This is a genomic window from Stenotrophomonas sp. SY1, assembly GCF_021202945.1.
Lineage (GTDB): Bacteria > Pseudomonadota > Gammaproteobacteria > Xanthomonadales > Xanthomonadaceae > Stenotrophomonas.
Genome location: NZ_JAJOYR010000001.1, coordinates 1,512,675 through 1,529,637, shown reverse-complemented (window position 1 = coordinate 1,529,637; position 16,963 = coordinate 1,512,675). Strand labels below are relative to the sequence as shown.

Genomic DNA, 16,963 nt, shown 5'->3' with positions numbered 1-16,963 from the left:
CCTGGGTACTGCCGGCAGCATAGCGACATGCCTGAATACGAGCGCTAAGAATTTGTGGGCAACTCCCCTGCGCTGTAACGGCCCTCCAGCCCGGCATCTCGGGGCAACAGCGGCTTCGGCTCGCGCCAACGGCCTGATCCGGCAAGGCCTGCGCCCAACCAACGGCAGGTGCGCCCTATCGCACGCCCACCTATGCTCAGGGTTTCCCCGAAGCCCCAGGATTACCGATGCGCAAGCACCTGCTCGCCGCCGCCCTGTTGGCCAGCCTTGCCGGCTGCAACAGCGAAGCACCCACCACGCCTTCCGCCGCCACCGAGCAGGCTGGCCAAGGTCAGGCCGACGCACAGTTCGCAGAGCTGTCGAAGAAGGCACTGGACACCTGGATGCAGCTGTCCCCGGTCAGCGCCACCCAGATCGGCGACCACCGCTACGACAGCCAGCTCGACGACCTCAGCGCCGCCGGCCAGGCAAAGAGCCTGGAAGCCAGCAAGGCGTTGCTCGCCGAACTGGAGAAGATCGACGTCAGCAAGCTGGGCCGCGAGAACCAGGTGGATGCCGCCATCCTGCGCAACCAGCTGCAGTCCGACATCTGGAACAACGAAACCCTGCAGTCGTGGAAGTGGGATCCGCAGGTCTACAACGGTCTGGCCGGCAGTGCCATCTACGGCCTGATGGCACGTGAGTTCGCACCGCTGCCCGAGCGCCTGAAGTCGGCCACCGCGCGCATCGAACTGATCCCGCAGATCTTCGCCGCCGCGCGCACCAATCTTGACCCGGCACGCGTGCCGAAGATCCACGCCGAAACCGTGTCCAAGCAGAACAAGGGCATTCTCAGCCTGGTCGACACCTTCATCACGCCGAACATCGGCCAGCTGGAAGCGGCCGACCAGCAGCGCCTGAACACCGCCATCGACAACCTGAAGAAGGCCGTGGCCGAGCAGCAGGACTGGCTGGACAAGACCCTGGTGCCCAACGCCAAGGGTGAGTTCCGCGTTGGTGCGGAAAAGTACGACCAGAAGCTGAAGTTCTCGCTCAACTCCTCGCTCTCGCGCGCCGAGATCGGCGAGCGTGCCCGCGCCGAGCTGGCCCGCGTGCGCACCGACATGTACGGCATCGCCCAGGTGGTGCTGAAGGACAAGCCGGGTGCACCGGAAATGCCGGCAAACCCCACCGACGACCAGCAGCAGAAGGCCATCGAGGCCGCACTGGAACTGGCCTATGCCGACAAGCCGGCACGCGACAAGGTGGTCGACGACGCCAAGGTGTCGCTGGAACAGTCCACCGAGTTCGTGCGCAAGCATGACCTGATGACCCTGCCCGATGCGCCGGTGGACATCATCCTGATGCCGGAGTTCCAGCGCGGCGTGGCCGTGGCCTACTGCGATTCGCCGGGCCCGCTGGACAAGAACCTGAAGACCTTCTACGCGGTCTCGCCGATCCCTGAAGACTGGGACGACAAGCAGGTCGATTCGTTCCTGCGCGAATACAACAGCCGCATGATCCACCTGCTGTCGATCCACGAAGGCACGCCGGGCCACTACCTGGAAGGCTGGCACTCGGGCAAGTTCCCGTCGACGCTGCGCGCCGTGCTGCGTTCGGGCCTGTTTGCCGAAGGCTGGGCGGTCTACACCGAGCGCATGATGCAGGAACAGGGCTACCTGGATAAGGACCCGCTGTTCCACCTGGTGCAGCTGAAGTTCTACCTACGTACGATTGCCAATGCCATCCTCGACCAGGGCGTGCATGTGGACAACTGGAGCCGTGAGCAGGCCATGCACCTGATGACCCACGACGCGTTCCAGCAGGAAAGCGAAGCGTCCGGCAAGTGGGTGCGCGCGCAGCTGACGTCGGCACAGCTGCCGACCTACTTCGTCGGTGCGCAGGAACACTTCGACACCCGCAAGGCCGTGGAAGAGAAGCAAGGCGCCAACTTCAACCTGAAGGCCTACCACGACCAGATCCTGTCCTACGGCGCACCGCCGGTGCGTTTCGCACGCCAGCTGATGCTGGAGCAGCCGATCGAGTAATGCTCGGCCAGCGTTGACGTTTCACCACGGAAGCCCGGGAAATCCCGGGCTTCTGCTTTCGCAGCATCGCGTACCGCTCAACTATCATCTCCGCCCGGCCGACAACGATTGTCGATACCTGCTGTTCCTGCCACCTGGACCCATCTGACATGAAGTCGCTGCTCACCTGCCTTGCCGCCGCCTGGATTGCGCTTGCCTCGATGCAGGCCCATGGACACCCCCCCGCCAACTCCCCGGCGGCGTACATGGAGGCGGCTGCGAAGATGGATCAGCGCATTGCACAGCGTTCAGCCGAAGGCGGCATGCCCCGCATCACCGAGCCGGAGACCAGCGCACTGATTGATGTCCTCTCCGACAGTCATCAGTTCCTGGAGTCACGGACCTACACCGTGGACAACATGGGCGAGCTGATGGAGATCTGCGGCCAGGCCAACCGCGTGTCGATGGCCTATGCACTGTCCGGACTGAAGGAACGCATCGCCACGCAGCGAACCACGGACGACATTGCGCGACAGATGACCATGCTGATGGAGGAGAACGTCCTGTCGTTCCAGCCGGAGCTTGAGCAGTTGCATCCCTTCCTGCTGCGCTGCCTGGCCAAGGAGGTCCAGCCGCTGACCGCATTCATGGCAACACTACCGCCGCAGGAATTGACGCCCACGCGATTGGCGGGGCTGAACCAATTCCGCGGCGGCCTGCTGAACAGCTACAGCGGGCACCTGATAAGCGCCGGCAACCCAGCCCTGCGTCCGAGTTACCGCAGGCAGGTGTTGCGGGCAATGGCGGAAAGTTCGCCGGCGTTCGCATCCGCGCTGCAGCGGCCGACCCGGCAACAGATTGCCCAGATCGCCACCAACCTGATTCACGACGCACCGGCCGAAAGCCGCGCGGATATCGAGGCTATCATCAAGGCAATGAGCACGCCCGATTGCACAGGCCTGTGCGCATACTGACAACGCGCTGCAGGAAAGACATGGAAGGCAGCACCGCTTCACAACAAGGACGAAATGATGGAACAACCGCATGCAGCATTGCGCTCCCGTTTCAGCGCGATGGATACCGAAGCATTGATGCAGATATGGCGTGAGCAGGCACTTGAGCCATGGGCTGAAGCCGTATTGCAGGGCGAATTGCAGGCCCGTGGCATCGACGACGAAGCGTTGCAGAAAGCGAGCCAACTGAGGCAGGCGCCGCCATTGCCAAAGCCGCTTTCGATCAGGGATACCTTCGTGGTGTACGGCATGCTGCTGCCGTTCGGCTGCGGCGTTTTCGGCACGGCGCTGTACACAATGCTGGTTGGCAGCACTGGTCCGCGGATCGCGAGCATCGCGGTGTTCGCCACCTTCCTCGTCTATCTGTCCATTCTCGTGCGACGGCTGCTGGCACACAGCCGACACACCCGCAGCGCCGGGAATAGCATCCTGCTTGCGTTGTTGTGGATCAAGGCCGGAGTCGTGAGCCTGTTTGCGTTCGGCGGCCTGGCAATACTGGTATTCGGATAGGCCACGGGCGCACCACTCCACAAGGCACCGCCATGCTCAAGATCGACACGAAGAAGGACTACAAGCACCTTTATCAGGCTTCGAGCAGAACGCCCACGCCGCTGGACGTGCCGTCCTTGCGCTACCTGATGATCGACGGCCAAGGCGACCCCAACACCACGCCAGCTTACGCGCAGGCCGTGGAAGCACTGTTCAGCGTTTCCTACACCGCCAGGTTCCTGCTCAAGAAGGGGCCACGGGCCATCGATTACGCGGTGATGCCGCTGGAAGGCTTGTGGTGGTCCGATGACTTGTCCGCTTTCGAACGCAACGACCGCTCGCGCTGGCAGTGGACGATGATGATCATGCAGCCGGACATCGCCGACGACGCCACGCTCATGCAGGCCATCGCCGATGTGAGACGGAAGAAAGCGCTGCCCGCCATCGATGCGCTGCGCCTGGACACGTTTACCGAAGGCAGCTGCGCGCAGCTGCTGCATGTCGGCCCCTTCAGCGAGGAAGGCCCGACGATCCAGCGCCTGCACGACTTCATCGCCACGCAGGGAACGCTGCGTGGCAAGCACCACGAAATCTATCTGAGCGACATCCGCCGCGCGGCGCCGGAACGCTGGAAGACCATCATCCGGCAGCCGTTGCAGCCTCACGGAGATGGATGAAGCGCGGCAGCACGAGCAACATGCTCGCCTACCGGATTCACTGCTGATCGAGCCACAAACACGCAGGCCGGGATTTCTCCCAGCCTGCTGACGAGCCCTCTGAACTCCAAAGCGACGGCGCCGGACCTGGACGCCGCCAAACTCCTGCGCCCAGGCGCGGTCTGGATCAGAACTGATACTTCAGACCGATCTGTGCGCGACGGCCGTAGTACTCCACCTGCAACGGCCGCTGCGGGCTGCCCTGGTAGTACGTCAGCGGCTCGTCGGTAAGGTTGCTCAGCTCGGCAAACACCGTCCAGCGGTCAAACGTATAGGAGGTGCTGAAGTCCACCGTGGTGTTCTTTCCATACCACGCGTCACTATCCGGGCTGCTTCCGTGCGACTCGATGTAGGCACCCTTGTGATTGGTCGCCAGCCGCGCAGCGAACGCGCCATCGTCGTAGTACAGGGTGACGTTGTACAGGCGATCAGCCTGGCCGGTAATCTGCACATCATCGGCACGGCCCGGAATGCGCATGCGTGAATCCATCAGCGTCAGGTTGGCATTGACGCCGAAGTTGCCCAGCCAACCCGGCAGGAAGTCGAAGCGACGCACGAAGGCAAGCTCCGCGCCCCACAGCTTGGCGTCATCGCCGTTCTCAGGCCGGTAGAAAGTAACGTTGCTGTTGCCGTTGAAGGTGCCGGTACTGCTGCTTTCGAACACCGGGTTGCTGATGCTCTTGTAGAACGCGCCAGCGGAGATCAGCCCCAGCGGGCCCGCATACCATTCCACCATCAGGTCGAGGTTGTCGGAATAGGTGGGATCGAGGTCGGCGTTGCCCGAGGTGAAGGTGCCGTCCGCCTCCATGTACGAACCGCCCGGATTGATGTCGCCAAAATCCGGCCGCGCGAAGCTGCGGGTCAAACCCAGACGCAGGTTCAGATCCGGCTGGATCGACCAGCGCACGTTGAGCTGTGGCAGTACCGAGGTGTAGCGCTTGCGGCCCAGACTGGGGCGCAGCTCGCTCTGGCCATCGGCGCCCTCCTCCAGCACCTGCCCGCGCACGTCGGTCTCGGTGCGCTCCACACGCACGCCACCGACCACGGTCCATAGCGCGTCCGGTTGCCAGGTTCCCATGCCATAGGCGGCGTACTGCTTCTCGGCCACGTCGAAATTGCGGCCCAGCGCCGCACCGTTGGAAATCAGTGCTGAATCGCCCGGCACCAGCACCAGATTGCCCTTGTTCTTGCGGTACCACTCCGACAGCACGTCTACCGGTACGACCTTGGAAAAATCGGTGCTGTAATCGCCGCTGCCGCCGATGTCGTAGCCATTGCGGCCCGGTTGGTCGATCAGGGCGAAATCGGCCAGCGTCGGCACCGGGCCACCGGTGCTGGTATTCCATGCGTAGAACTCGTCGCTGAAGCGCGCACGACGCTCCTTGTCGCGGTACTTGGCACCAAACTTCAGTCGCAGGCTGCTGCTGGCATCGAAGTCGTAGTCCAGCTGTGCGACCGCCTTGTCCTTTTCATCGACGAACACCCGGTACAGCTCCACGGTGCTGAGCTTGGTCTTGCTCGGGTCCATGCGGAAGCCATCGGGCAGATGCGTGTCCGGGCTGTTGCCCGGCGTGCTTCCGCCATCGATCTCGTTGTACGAGTTCGCGCCGGAACCACGGTTCTCCAGGCCCTGGTAACCCACGCCGCCCTGGTTGAACTGGACCACGAAGTAGGCGTTGTCCTGGCAGGTGGGAATGCAGCCGTAGCTGAACTGGTTCTCGGCCTGCGCCAGCTTCCAACCCAACTCGCCCTGACCCAGCGTGTGCCGGCCACCGATCTCGAAGTTCTTGAACTCGGTGATCAGCTCGTTGTGGATGTTCTGCACCTCGACACGATCGCGGTCGAAACGGTAGCGATGCTTATAGTGGGTCTCGTCATCGCTGAGCTCGCCGTACTGCCCGCGCAGATACAGCGTATTCCCCGGCGAAGGCTGGAACTCCATGCCGCCATTGACGCCGCGCGTGATGCGCTCACCGGTGTAATCGCGCAACTCCAGTCGATACACGCCCTTGCCATCGGCACCACGACGCGGCTCGAAGTTGTCCGTTGCCCACGGCCGCTTCCAGTACATGCCGTTGATCATGAAACCGAAACGGCCGTCTTCGCTGCGGTCACCGTAGAGCAGGTTCGCGTTGTAACCGGTGTCGCCGGCCTTGTCGTTGTAGTTCGGAGCAAAGCTGGCCGAGACAGTGCGCTCGGACGGCGCGGTGCGCGTGACGAAGTTGACCTGGCCGCCGATGGCGTCGCCTTCGCGGTCCGGCGTCAGCGTCTTGCTGACTTCGATGCGTTCGATCAGCTCGGTGGGAAAGAAGTCGAACGCCGTGGCGCGACTGGTGGTCTCCTCTTCGGCGGTGGGCAGGCGGTCGCCATTGAGCGTGGTTGAACTCCACTGCGCAGGCAGGCCACGCACCGCGACGAACCGGCCTTCGCCCTGGTCGCGCTCGATCGACACGCCGGGCACGCGCTGCACGGCCTCGGCCGCATTGTGGTCGGGCAACTTGCCCATGCCGTCCGCGCTGACCACGTTGAGCAGGTTGACGGCTTCACGCTGGGCCTGAAGTGCCTGTCGCTCCCCGCTGACGATGGCGCCGGTCACGGTGATCGTGTCCAGCTGCACCGGGTCAGGCGTGGCATTCGGCGCGGGCGCTGGAGCCGGCGAAACGTCAGCCGCGTGCGCAGCGAGGGGGGCATGCAGCAACAGGAGCAGGCCCAGGGTCAAAGGGTGGCGCTTGGGTTGAATGGACATTGGCGGTCGCAGCTGAAGGAAAGAGGGCCATCCGGCAGGACGGGCATGACGACCACTTTCGCGATGCAGGGTGAAGCGGCGGCGGCAAGCGCTAGGCAGGTGATGTGGGTTGTCTAGGTCATCGTTGGATCAGTGCGCCAACAGCCTGCGGCCAGCGATCCACACTTCGCTGATGTGGGAAGGGGTGGCGCCACGCACGCGCAGCAGGTCCGCGCGCATTCCCTCCGCGACGACGCCACGGTCATGCAGGCCCAGCGCCCGTGCCGGTGCACGACTGACCGCCGCCACAGCCTGCGGCCAGGTCCAGCCGACGTGTTCGTTCAATACCGTCAGCGCCGGCAGCAGGCTGGCCGGCACGTAGTCCGAGGACAGCACGTCCAGGCATCCGGCCCGCGCCAGGTCCAGCGCGGCGACATTGCCCGAATGCGAGCCGCCCAGCACCAGGTTGGGCGCGCCGGCCACGATGCACAGGCCGGCATCGCGCGCCGCGCGTGCCGCTTCCAGCGTGGTGGGAAATTCGCTGGTGCCTGCGCCGCAGGCCAATGCCTCCTCGATATCCGCCGGCTCGGTGTCATCGTGGCTGGCCACCGGCACTGCACGTGCCTGCGCCATGCGCAGCACCGCATCGCGATGGGCGTGTCGATACCTCGTCTGCTGCGCGCGGCGTGCAGCCAGCAGCGCCGGTACGCCACCGGGAAAGTTGGCTGCGTCCTGCCCGTAATAGGTGAGATAGCGCTGCATGTCGCGGAACTGACGCTGGCCTGGCGTGTGGTCGGTCAGCGACACCAGCCGCAGCGTCGGGTCATCCATCAGTGACTGCAACATCTGCAGCAGCTCCGGACACGGCAACTCGGCGCGCAGATGCAGGTAATGCGCACAGCGCAACACGCCGGCCTCCCTTGCCTCGCGCAGGGCGGCATAGGCGGCCTGCACCGTGCGTATCCGCACGCTGCCCGGCTCCACGTCGCCCACGGCCAACGCGTCACAGGCGGTGGTGATGCCAGCGGCCAACAACTGGGCGTCGTGCGCCTGCACCGCCGCCGCGGCGGGAAAACTCACCCCGGGACGCGGCAGCAGGTGCTTTTCAAGGTTGTCGGTATGCACCTCGACGAAGCCGGGCAACAACCAGTCACCGGCACAGTCCTGCGCGGCCGGGCTGCGCACCGGCCCGCTACCGATCGCGCGTATCCGATCCCCGTCCAGCACGATGTGGCCGTGGATGACTTCCTCGGCAAGCACCAGCCGCAGGTTGGAAAGGATGCATTCGGTCATTGCGGAGTGTCCTGTCATGTCATTGCAACCATCACGCGTTGATATGCCTGCCTCAGCAGTGCACCTGTCTAGTCCAGCAGCCGTAGATGGAGGTTTCATGACCGAATCCATGCCCCCGCTGGAACGCCAGCGTTACGCCGCGCTGCCGCTGTGGCAGCAGATCGAACAGAGCCTGCTTCGGCAGATCCAGGAGCGCGTGCTGGTCGAAGGCGACCCGTTGCCATCGGCACAGGTGCTGGCGCAGCGATTCGGGGTGAACCGGCACACCGTGCGCCGGGCCATCGAGGCGCTGGAAGACCGCGGTTATGTCCGCACCGAAACCGGTCGCGGCAGCTTCGTGCAGGAACACCCCTACCACTACCCGATCAGCCGTCGCACACGCTTTGGCCGTGCGATGAATGATCTGAACGTGGAAAGCCGCTACACCCTGCTCGACGCACGGGTGCAGGTGCCAAGCCGCCAGGTGGCAAGGGCGCTGGGGCTCGGTGCCGGTGAGCGGGTGCATCGGCTGGTGTATTCCAGCCAGGTGGAAGGCCGCACGGTGGACCACAGCCAGGCTTATTTTCCGGCGCAGCGTTTCCCCGATCTTGGCGAGGTGTTCCGCCGCCATCCTTCAGTGACCCGCACCCTGGCCGAATTCGGCGTGACCGATTACCTGCGCCGCTACACCACGGTGATGGCACGCCTGCCAGATGCCGACGTGGCCCAGGTGCTGGCGCAGTCAACCCGCCGTCCGGTGCTGTGTGTGCACTCGCTCAACGTGGATCCGCAAGGCGTGCCGGTGCAGTTCGGCATCACCTGCTTTGCAGGTGACTGGGTGCAGTTGATGGTCAGCAGCGATCCCTGAGCGGCGACCAAGCCGCCGCTCAGGCGGCTGACCTCACGCCGCGTGGCGCACGTGCGTGTAACGGCCTTCGACCAGTTCTTCTGCCAGGCCGAAACTCAAAGTCATTCCCAGACCGCCACCGCCCACTGCATTGACGATGGTCACACCCGCCTCCGGCTCAGCGATGAACTCGGTACTGCCGTCGGTGAGCTTGGGATAGATGCCGTGCCAGGTCTGGGCGATGGTGTTGTCCGGCACCTGCATGAAACCGGACAGATAGTCGCGCACCTTTCGGTTGATCAGCTGTTCGTCGAACGGGTCATGCGTATGCGCATAGGCATGCGAATCGCCGATCGTGATTTCGCCCAGGCCATTCTGCGTGGCCATGACGTGGATGCCGAGCTCGATCAGGTCCGCATGCTGGGCCTGATAACGCGCCTGCAACGGCGCCACGTCCGCCGCCTCGCGGAAGCCGGCGTAATGCACCAGCGACAGGCCGCCGCACAGCGCCGCACCCAGGCGGAAACCCTGCGGTTGCGCGACCAGGCGCTGCATCTGCAACTTGCAGCGGGTCAACGGAGCAGCCGCATACAACTCCGGATACAACTGCTCGAACTCCGGCCCGCTGCACACGAATATCTGGTCCGCCTCGAAGCAACGGCTGCCCGACCACACCTTGCCACTTTCCACGCAGGTCACCGGGGTGCGCCAATGAAACTCCACGCCGTGACGCTCACTCAGATAGGCCGGCAGCACGCCGATCACTTCGCGCGGGTCCACCACCAGTTCATCGGCATTGAACAGCGCGCCGCGCAAATCCTTGGCCACCACGGCCGGCGACATCGCCCGCGTGGCATCCGCATCGAGCACGCGGCAGGGCCGCAGCGCCGCATTGGCGGCCGCGTACTGCTGCAACACGGCCCACTCATCATCGGCATGGGCCACATGCAGCGAGCCGCTCGGGTCATGCCAGGCGCCGGTGGCATCCAGCAGCTCCTGCCACAACTGACGGGAGCGCAATGCGCGTTCGTACAACGGCCCGTTGGGCACACCGATCGGCCAGACCATGCCGAAGTTGCGCACCGATGCACCGACCGCACGGTCGTAACGCTCCAATACGCGCACCTTGCAACCACGCGCGACCAGGGCACGGGCCACGGCCAGACCGACGATGCCGGCACCCACGACCAGCGCTGTTTCATTTTTCATGATGGAGGACTCAGGCAGAGGCAAAGGCCGGCACACGGGCCTGGCGCATCGCCTTGTAATGGAAATAGAACGCCGACAGCAGCACGCAGCCACCACCGAGCAGCGACAGCGCAACCACCGCGCTGGAGAAGAAATTCACCCAGGACAACTGCAGCCCGGAGAACTCGCGGGCCAGCAGCACCAGCACGCTGCCCAGGTAACCGAATGCATCGGACAGATACATCACGAAGCCGACATTGCCGGCTACCTTGAACGTGGCGATCAGACGCTCGAAGAACACGCAGTTGAACGGCACGTAGGCCAGGTACAGGCCAAAGCCCACCAGGCCCAGCCAGACCAGCGGGTGCAGCGCGCCCTCTTGGAAAGCCAACGTGCTCAAACCGGCGGTGACCAGGCCGGCAAGCATCAGCAGATGCAGGGCCATCAGCCCCTTGAGGTTGCTGCGGAACCAGGTCAGGCCCGCCGTCAATGCCAGCACCGCGATTGCCACCGGGGTTTCGATCGCGGCAAACACGCCCGCCGAATTGCCGTAGCCCAGGTCACGGAACAACTCGGCTTCGAAACTGTCGCGGAAATCGCGCACCACGGTCAGGCACACGTAGCACAGGATCATCAACGCAAGGCCAGGCAGGAAGCGGCGCACGAACGCGCGACGCTCTTCCCGTTCCATCGGCTGGCGCGGTGAGCGCTCACGCAGGTCGTCGGCATCCGGCGGCGGGATGCGCTCGAGCATGCGTACCGACAGCACCAGCAGCGGCAGGAACGCCAGCCCGCACAGGAACGGCATCCAGTACTCGCTGACACCTTGCAACAGCAGCCACTTGCCGACCGTTTTCACCAACCCGGAGGCCATGATGAAGCTCGATGCCAGGATCGCTCCCATCGCCTCGGTGGTGCGCCGCCCTTCCAGGTAACTGAAGACCAGGCCCCACACCATGCCCAGCGGCAAGCCATTGAGGAACAGGAACGGGATGTTCCATGGCGCCGGCACCAGCGCAAAGCCCAGCAGCGCCAACCACGCCACTCCGATCAGGCCCAGCAGCAGGTGCTGACGGCGTTCCATGCGCAGTTCGCCGATCACCCGCATGCCGATGAACTTGCTGCACATGTAGCCCAGCACCTGCGCCACCACCAGCCAGACCTTGTAGTCCGCGCCCCACCATTGCTGCCCATCGAACGAGGCGGCGGCGAACGGCTTGCGGAACGCATACATGCACGCATACGTGGACAATGCCGCGGCGCCGGCAAACACGGTCAATGCCCAGGGATGACCCTGCAGCGACGACCGCGACCAGGCGCGTTTCATGCTGCGGTCTCCTCAACGGCGATGGGCAGGCCAAGCAATGCCGGCAACTGCTGCAGGTGGTCGATGATGTGGTCCGGTTGATACGGCAACAGCTCGGCGCGGCTGAAGGCACCTGTGGTGACCGCCACGGTGAGGCCGACCCCGGCATTGCGGCCTTCATTGACGTCCACCTCGGTGTCACCGACTTTCACCACCTGTCCGGCGTCGGTGACGTCCAGCAGCTGCATCAGCCGTTGGATCATGTACGGCGCAGGGCGACCGGCAGGCACTTCGTCACTGGCCACGAATGCATCGATCCGCCCCTGCCAACCGAGCCGCTGGATGATGACCTCGGCGATGTCACGCGAAAAACCCGTATCCAGACCAATCCGCAGGCCCTGCGCACGTAGCTGCTCGAACAGGGCCTCGGCGCCGGGCAGCGGTTCGATGCCCGGCCCGCTGCGGTAGCACTCGAGCATGCGTGCAACGAAGTCGGCATGCACCTGCTCAACCAGCGCATCGTCCTCGCTGCGCCCCAGCAGCTGGGCGATGGCCTGGGGCTTGCGATACCCCATCAGCGGCCGCACCGCCGCCTCTTCGATGCGACACCCCGCCGCGGCCATCGCCTCGACAAAGGCGCGGGCAACCAGCCCGGGATCGGCAACCGTGGTGCCGGCGATATCAAGGACAACGAGGCGGTAGCGCATGGCGGCAAGCGGTAGGTAACCAAGGGGCTTACAGCATCCCTGCCCCGCACCAAAGGCTGATGACAGGAGCCGGACAGGCGAACAGACCTGTCTAGCGGGCCCCGGCCCGCTCCTGCCGAGAAAGGCCCGGCCATGCCAATGGCACCGGGCCGCGCCCCACGCCTGCGGCACAGGCCCGCCACCGGAAGCTGTGGCATGATCGGCCGGCATTGCGCAGTACCCATCGAGCGGCTTCGGCACAGGATCGGTATACCGCCAGACGTCGCCCAACCTTCTCCAAGCCGGGGTGCTTTCCAGACCCGGTTCAACCGGGCGTCGTGCACTGATGGAATGGATCGATGATCTGGAGAAGGAAACCTGGAACGACGTGATCGATGAACTGGTCTGGCACCTGCGCAATGGGCGCATGCCCACTCTCATCACGCGTCAGCTCACGCCCGACAGCGGCGTGGAATTCCGTTTCAAGGACCTGCCTGCCGTGTTTCTTCCGGTAGACAACCACGTCCGCTGGGATGAAGCGGTGCAGATCATCGATCGCTTCCCGCAGCTCAACGCCACCCGCATCCACACGCGTCTTTGAGCCGTGCATCGTTGCGGGCGTGATGCCGCCGGCAAGGCCGCTCACGCAACCGGAATCGCGTGCACGCGGCGGGTGATCACAACGCCGGTCGTCGCCCCGCTGCGGGCGCATCAAACTGCCCTCATCCCCCTCCCTTCGCCGCCCGATTCCGGTAAGAATGGCAGCCCGCTCATTACCCCAAACCGCATCAAACGATGCACCTGCCTGAAATGGAGATGGCTTCAAGATGGAAACCAATGCAATCCTGGCTTGGACGCTGGTGTCGGAGTGCCCGATCCCCCCGGACGTAAACAACATCCTGGTTCCCGGCGAAACCGCTGTGGCCGCCTACAAGACGTTCCGCGACTCGGCCGTGTTCACCAACAAGCGGTTGATCGTGCGCGATGCGCAAGGCATCACCGGCAAGAAGGTGGAGATCTATTCGCTGCCGTATTCGTCGATCTACATGTGGTCCTCGGAGAACGGCCACGGCCTGTTCAACTTCAACTCCGAGATCGAGCTGTGGACCAAGGCTGGCCACATCAAGGTCAACCTCAACAAGGGGTTGGACGTGCGCCGCCTGGACAACCTGATCGCCCAGGCTGTGCTGGGCAGCGCCGCAGCGCCGGTCGCCGACACCAGGCAGACCACGCCCAACAACCCACCGCCGTTGCCGTAACCGGACAAGGGCAACTCCTCATCCAGAAGGACGGATCACCCTGCGCAGGGCCTGACGTTCCCACCTGCGGCAATGTCAGGCCCTACAGCCCGACTGGGTAGTTATTGCCCGTTGCAACCGGGACGACGCAGCCCTGCGTCGTCCCGTAACGAGGCCGCGCCAGGCAACACCCAACACCCGGAGCACCCCATGACAAGCCAACGCGACCACCACCTTCAGCTGGCCCATGCCGTGCTCGACTGGAACCGGCGGCACCTCAACAGGAACTCCACGCTCACCGAGGCACTGATAGGCGAATGCTTTGCCGAGCATTTCATCGTCGAGCCCAATGGCCGCCACTACGAGGCCAACCATGCGAACTACCTGGAGTTCCTCAACGGAATGAAAGCCGACATGGACGGCATCACCTACGAGGTCGATCACACGATCGTTGACGCAGCGGCGGTGGTGTTCTCCATGCGCGCCCGCATCGCCTACAGCGATGGTCGAGTCGAAAGCTTCCGCGCAATGCTGCTGATGCGCTTCGATGACGCCGGCAAGGTCACACTGTGGCACGAGGTCTATGTGCCGCTGCCTCTTGCGGGCTGATCAACGCACCCATCCACATCCGCTCCATCCAATGACCATGACTGAATCCACGTACACCATCACCCACGACATCCCCACGGTCGAAACCTACCGGCACCTGCGCCAGGCCAGCGGGCTGAGCCCGAAAACGCTGGAGGCAGCGAGCCGGGGGCTGCCCAACTCGCTGTTCGCCGTGCAGGTACTGTGCGCGGGCGAGACCGTGGCGATGGGCCGCGTGATCGGTGATGGCGGCACGTTCTACCAGGTGGTCGACATCTCGGTACTCCCCGAGCACCAGGGCCGCGGCCTGGGCAAGACCGTCATGCGCGAGATCTCCGCCTACATCGAACGTGAAGTGCCGCCGTCGGCTTACGTCAGTCTGCTGGCCGATGGCGAGGCGTACCGGCTCTACCAGCAGTTTGGTTTCGCCCTTACCGCACCGGCCAGTGTCGGCATGGCGCTGAAGAAGCCGGCGCCCTGATTCACCTGCCCTGCGTGCATCAAGGCGCCCAGCCTGCGCTCCACCGATGGAGAACCCAATGCGCAAGCAATATCACTTTCGCCCTTCCGCTGCCGGCCTGCGCGCCTGGGACGTGCATCGATTGATCGCGCTGACCGCAGAACTACCCATCGAACACGTGCCGCTGGCCGCCATCCGGGAGCTGGATGAAACGTACTGGTACGACAGCGAGGGCGATAGGCCCACCTGCCGTTCCATCGCCGCACACATGCAATTGGTGAACGACGCCGACCTCGCCTACCCCGTCATCCTCTGCCCACAGGGCCGGGTGATGGATGGCATGCATCGCATCATCAAGGCGTTGCTGGCCGGGGCCACCGACGTCCAGGCATATCGCTTGCGCGACTTGCCGCCGCCGGACTACACCGGCGTGGACCCGGATGACCTTCCCTACGATGACTGAGGCGGCCAGGCCAGGCCCGCGCTCCGCAGCAACGCATTCCCCTCGCAACCTCGTACAACGGATTCAACATGCAAACCATCGACTGGAGTGATTTCACCAAGGTGGAACTGCGCGTCGGCCGCGTCATCGCCGCCGAGCCGTTCGCTGAAGCACGCAAGCCCGCGTACAAGCTGCTGGTGGATTTCGGCCCGGAGCTGGGCACGCGCAAGTCCAGCGCGCAGATCACCGCGTTGTACACGCCCGAGCAACTGCTCGGGAAACTGGTGGTGGCGGTGGTCAACTTCCCGCCCAAGCAGATCGGCCCGATCATGTCCGAATGCCTGGTCACCGGCTTCCACAACAGCGATGGCCACGTGACCCTGTGCATGCCCGAACACGACGTCCCGCTGGGCACGCGACTGCTGTAATCCGCCGACACGCAAGGCTCGCTCCCTCATCACAACGACAACCAGGAAAACAGCCGGTGAACGACCAGGTACTGAGTGAAGTCCGCGATCTGTTGATCGAGCAGAACCGTTTGATGGCGCACATCGTGGCGATGAACGAGAAGTCGATGGCGCAGGCTGCCGCGGCCTTCGAGCACAACCAGCGCATCGCCGCGGCGGCTCAAGCACAGGTTGAAGCCAGCCGTCGTGAAGCACGACGCCTGATCGTGGCGGTTCTGGTGTGTGCTGCCGTGATAGCCGGTGCCGTCTGGTATCACGTCCGGGGCTTCAACAGCCTGTTCGGCTGAATGCACGCCTTTACACGTGACGGCCGCCGCCGCGGTATAAATCCGCCTTCCCAACAGCGAGTGCAGGTAGCGCGATGGCCAAGTCCGACGGATTCACCGCTGAAGAACGTGCCGCCATGAAAGAGCGCGCCCGTGAGCTGAAAGCCGAAGCCAAGGCCGGCAAGCTCAAGGCTGAGGGCGAAGCCGACATCATGGACAAGATCGGACAGATGCCAGCGGCCGAAGGCAAGATGGCCAAGCGGCTGCACGAGATCATTACCACCACCGCCCCTGCACTTTCGCCCAAGACCTGGTACGGCATGCCGGCCTATGCCAACACGGACGGCAAGGTGGTGGTTTTTTTCCAGGGCGCCAGCAAATTCGGCTCACGCTATTCCACGCTGGGCTTCAATGACAGCGCCGCACTGGATGATGGCGACATGTGGCCGACGGTGTTTGCCGTAGTCAACCTGACAGCGGCCGTCGAGAAGAAAATCGCGGCATTGGTGAAAAAAGCAGTGCATTGAACCAAGCCTGCCCGGCATCTGCGCGTGCCGTGCCCCAGGTGCCGCGCGCGGCGATGCGGCGTGCGCGTCTCAACGGCGGCGCATCGACCGTAGACCGCCTATGCTATCCACGTTTCAGCATTCGCGTGGCAACCGCCACGCTGGTCACCACTCACACGGAATTCCATCATGACCCTTTCCATGTACAGCGCGTCGGTTCCCGTTCTCAAGCAGATGCTCTCTGCCTTGTCCGATGTGTTGAACAAAGCCGAAGCCCACGCCACCGCGAAGAACATCGAGCCGAACGCGCTGCTCGGCGCACGCCTGTTCCCGGACATGTTCCCGCTGGTGCGTCAGGTGCAGATCGCGGCTGATTTCGCCAAGGGCATCAGCTCGCGCCTGGCCAATGCCGAGGTGCCGTCGTGGCCGGACAAGGCCGATGCCGGCTTCACCGACCTGCAGGAACTGATCGCCAAGGCGCTGGCCCATGTAAGCGCGTTCACACCGGAGCAGTTCGATGGCAGCGAATCGCGCGAGATCGTGCTGCGCGCCGGAACCCCGAAGGAAAAGAAGCTGCAGGGCAACGTCTACCTGTTGCAGTACGGCTTGCCGCAGTTCTTTTTCCACGTGACCACCGTTTACGCCATCCTGCGCCACAACGGCGTTGAGATCGGCAAGCGCGATTACATGGGCAGCTACTGAGCCCTTGTGCAATACCGGACGCCGTGCAACGGCGTCCACTGGCTTG

At 64.1% G+C, this 16,963-nt stretch carries 19 protein-coding genes; 14 read left to right on the top strand and 5 right to left on the bottom strand.

What is annotated here, in order from left to right; all coding sequences use genetic code 11:
• Positions 1-227: 227 nt before the first annotated feature.
• The 4 genes from LR961_RS06255 to LR961_RS06240 all read left to right on the top strand — a co-directional run bounded on the left by LR961_RS06255 (position 228) and on the right by LR961_RS06240 (position 4,185).
• A complete protein-coding gene (locus LR961_RS06255; RefSeq protein WP_232147556.1) occupies positions 228-2,027 on the top strand; it encodes a DUF885 domain-containing protein in 1,800 nt (599 codons plus the stop codon).
• A gap of 149 nt (positions 2,028-2,176) precedes the next feature.
• On the top strand, positions 2,177-2,980 hold the full coding sequence (locus tag LR961_RS06250; protein WP_232147555.1) for a hypothetical protein: 804 nt from the start codon (positions 2,177-2,179) through the stop codon (positions 2,978-2,980).
• A gap of 57 nt (positions 2,981-3,037) precedes the next feature.
• Positions 3,038-3,529, top strand: coding sequence for a hypothetical protein (locus tag LR961_RS06245; protein ID WP_232147554.1), 492 nt, complete (start codon positions 3,038-3,040; stop codon positions 3,527-3,529).
• Between the two features lie 32 nt (positions 3,530-3,561).
• Positions 3,562-4,185 (top strand): GyrI-like domain-containing protein, encoded by a 624-nt coding sequence (locus tag LR961_RS06240; RefSeq protein WP_232147553.1) that lies wholly within the window; start codon positions 3,562-3,564, stop codon positions 4,183-4,185.
• Positions 4,186-4,351: 166 nt separating this feature from the next.
• On the opposite strand, the gene LR961_RS06235 is transcribed toward LR961_RS06240, so the two are convergent.
• Together LR961_RS06235 and LR961_RS06230 are read right to left on the bottom strand one after the other, a co-directional pair.
• Positions 4,352-6,970 carry a TonB-dependent receptor gene (locus LR961_RS06235; RefSeq protein ID WP_232147552.1) on the bottom strand — a complete coding sequence of 873 codons (2,619 nt, stop codon included), beginning with the start codon at positions 6,968-6,970 and terminating at the stop codon, positions 4,352-4,354.
• A 129-nt stretch (positions 6,971-7,099) separates the two neighbouring features.
• Entirely contained in the window at positions 7,100-8,242 is a 1,143-nt protein-coding gene (locus LR961_RS06230) for an alpha-D-ribose 1-methylphosphonate 5-triphosphate diphosphatase (protein WP_232147551.1), read from the bottom strand.
• Between the two features lie 97 nt (positions 8,243-8,339).
• Between LR961_RS06230 and phnF the strand changes: the two genes are divergently transcribed.
• Complete coding sequence (gene phnF, locus LR961_RS06225) at positions 8,340-9,089, top strand: phosphonate metabolism transcriptional regulator PhnF (protein WP_232147550.1); 750 nt, start codon at positions 8,340-8,342, stop codon at positions 9,087-9,089.
• 33 nt (positions 9,090-9,122) lie between these two features.
• Here phnF and LR961_RS06220 read toward each other — a convergent pair whose 3' ends face one another.
• The 3 genes from LR961_RS06220 to LR961_RS06210 are packed head-to-tail and all read right to left on the bottom strand — an operon-like array spanning position 9,123 to position 12,269.
• Complete coding sequence (locus tag LR961_RS06220) at positions 9,123-10,277, bottom strand: TIGR03364 family FAD-dependent oxidoreductase (RefSeq protein WP_232147549.1); 1,155 nt, start codon at positions 10,275-10,277, stop codon at positions 9,123-9,125.
• 10 nt (positions 10,278-10,287) lie between these two features.
• Entirely contained in the window at positions 10,288-11,583 is a 1,296-nt protein-coding gene (locus tag LR961_RS06215) for a DUF5690 family protein (protein WP_232147548.1), read from the bottom strand.
• Positions 11,580-12,269, bottom strand: coding sequence for an HAD family hydrolase (locus tag LR961_RS06210; RefSeq protein WP_232147547.1), 690 nt, complete (start codon positions 12,267-12,269; stop codon positions 11,580-11,582). The genes LR961_RS06215 and LR961_RS06210 overlap by 4 nt, the downstream gene beginning before the upstream one ends.
• A 325-nt stretch (positions 12,270-12,594) precedes the next feature.
• Here LR961_RS06210 and LR961_RS06205 point away from each other — a divergent pair, with 325 nt between their 5' ends.
• From LR961_RS06205 to LR961_RS06165, 9 genes are all read left to right on the top strand, one after another.
• On the top strand, positions 12,595-12,849 hold the full coding sequence (locus tag LR961_RS06205) for a hypothetical protein (RefSeq protein ID WP_232147546.1): 255 nt from the start codon (positions 12,595-12,597) through the stop codon (positions 12,847-12,849).
• Between the two features lie 226 nt (positions 12,850-13,075).
• Positions 13,076-13,507, top strand: a complete 432-nt coding sequence (locus LR961_RS06200) for a PH domain-containing protein (protein WP_232147545.1) — start codon at positions 13,076-13,078, stop codon at positions 13,505-13,507.
• A 189-nt stretch (positions 13,508-13,696) separates the two neighbouring features.
• The gene (locus LR961_RS06195) at positions 13,697-14,095 is read left to right on the top strand and encodes a nuclear transport factor 2 family protein (protein WP_232147544.1); all 399 of its coding nucleotides are present in this window, start codon (positions 13,697-13,699) and stop codon (positions 14,093-14,095) included.
• 37 nt (positions 14,096-14,132) lie between these two features.
• On the top strand, positions 14,133-14,555 hold the full coding sequence (locus LR961_RS06190) for a GNAT family N-acetyltransferase (protein ID WP_232147543.1): 423 nt from the start codon (positions 14,133-14,135) through the stop codon (positions 14,553-14,555).
• A gap of 58 nt (positions 14,556-14,613) precedes the next feature.
• Positions 14,614-14,997 carry a hypothetical protein gene (locus LR961_RS06185; RefSeq protein ID WP_232147542.1) on the top strand — a complete coding sequence of 128 codons (384 nt, stop codon included), beginning with the start codon at positions 14,614-14,616 and terminating at the stop codon, positions 14,995-14,997.
• Between the two features lie 68 nt (positions 14,998-15,065).
• On the top strand, positions 15,066-15,404 hold the full coding sequence (locus LR961_RS06180) for a tRNA-binding protein (protein WP_232147541.1): 339 nt from the start codon (positions 15,066-15,068) through the stop codon (positions 15,402-15,404).
• Between the two features lie 56 nt (positions 15,405-15,460).
• Positions 15,461-15,730, top strand: coding sequence for a hypothetical protein (locus LR961_RS06175; RefSeq protein ID WP_232147540.1), 270 nt, complete (start codon positions 15,461-15,463; stop codon positions 15,728-15,730).
• A 74-nt stretch (positions 15,731-15,804) separates the two neighbouring features.
• Positions 15,805-16,236: a DUF1801 domain-containing protein gene (locus LR961_RS06170; RefSeq protein ID WP_232147539.1), complete on the top strand. Its 432-nt coding sequence runs from the start codon at positions 15,805-15,807 to the stop codon at positions 16,234-16,236.
• A gap of 168 nt (positions 16,237-16,404) precedes the next feature.
• On the top strand, positions 16,405-16,917 hold the full coding sequence (locus LR961_RS06165; protein ID WP_232147538.1) for a DUF1993 domain-containing protein: 513 nt from the start codon (positions 16,405-16,407) through the stop codon (positions 16,915-16,917).
• Positions 16,918-16,963 lie beyond the last annotated feature (46 nt).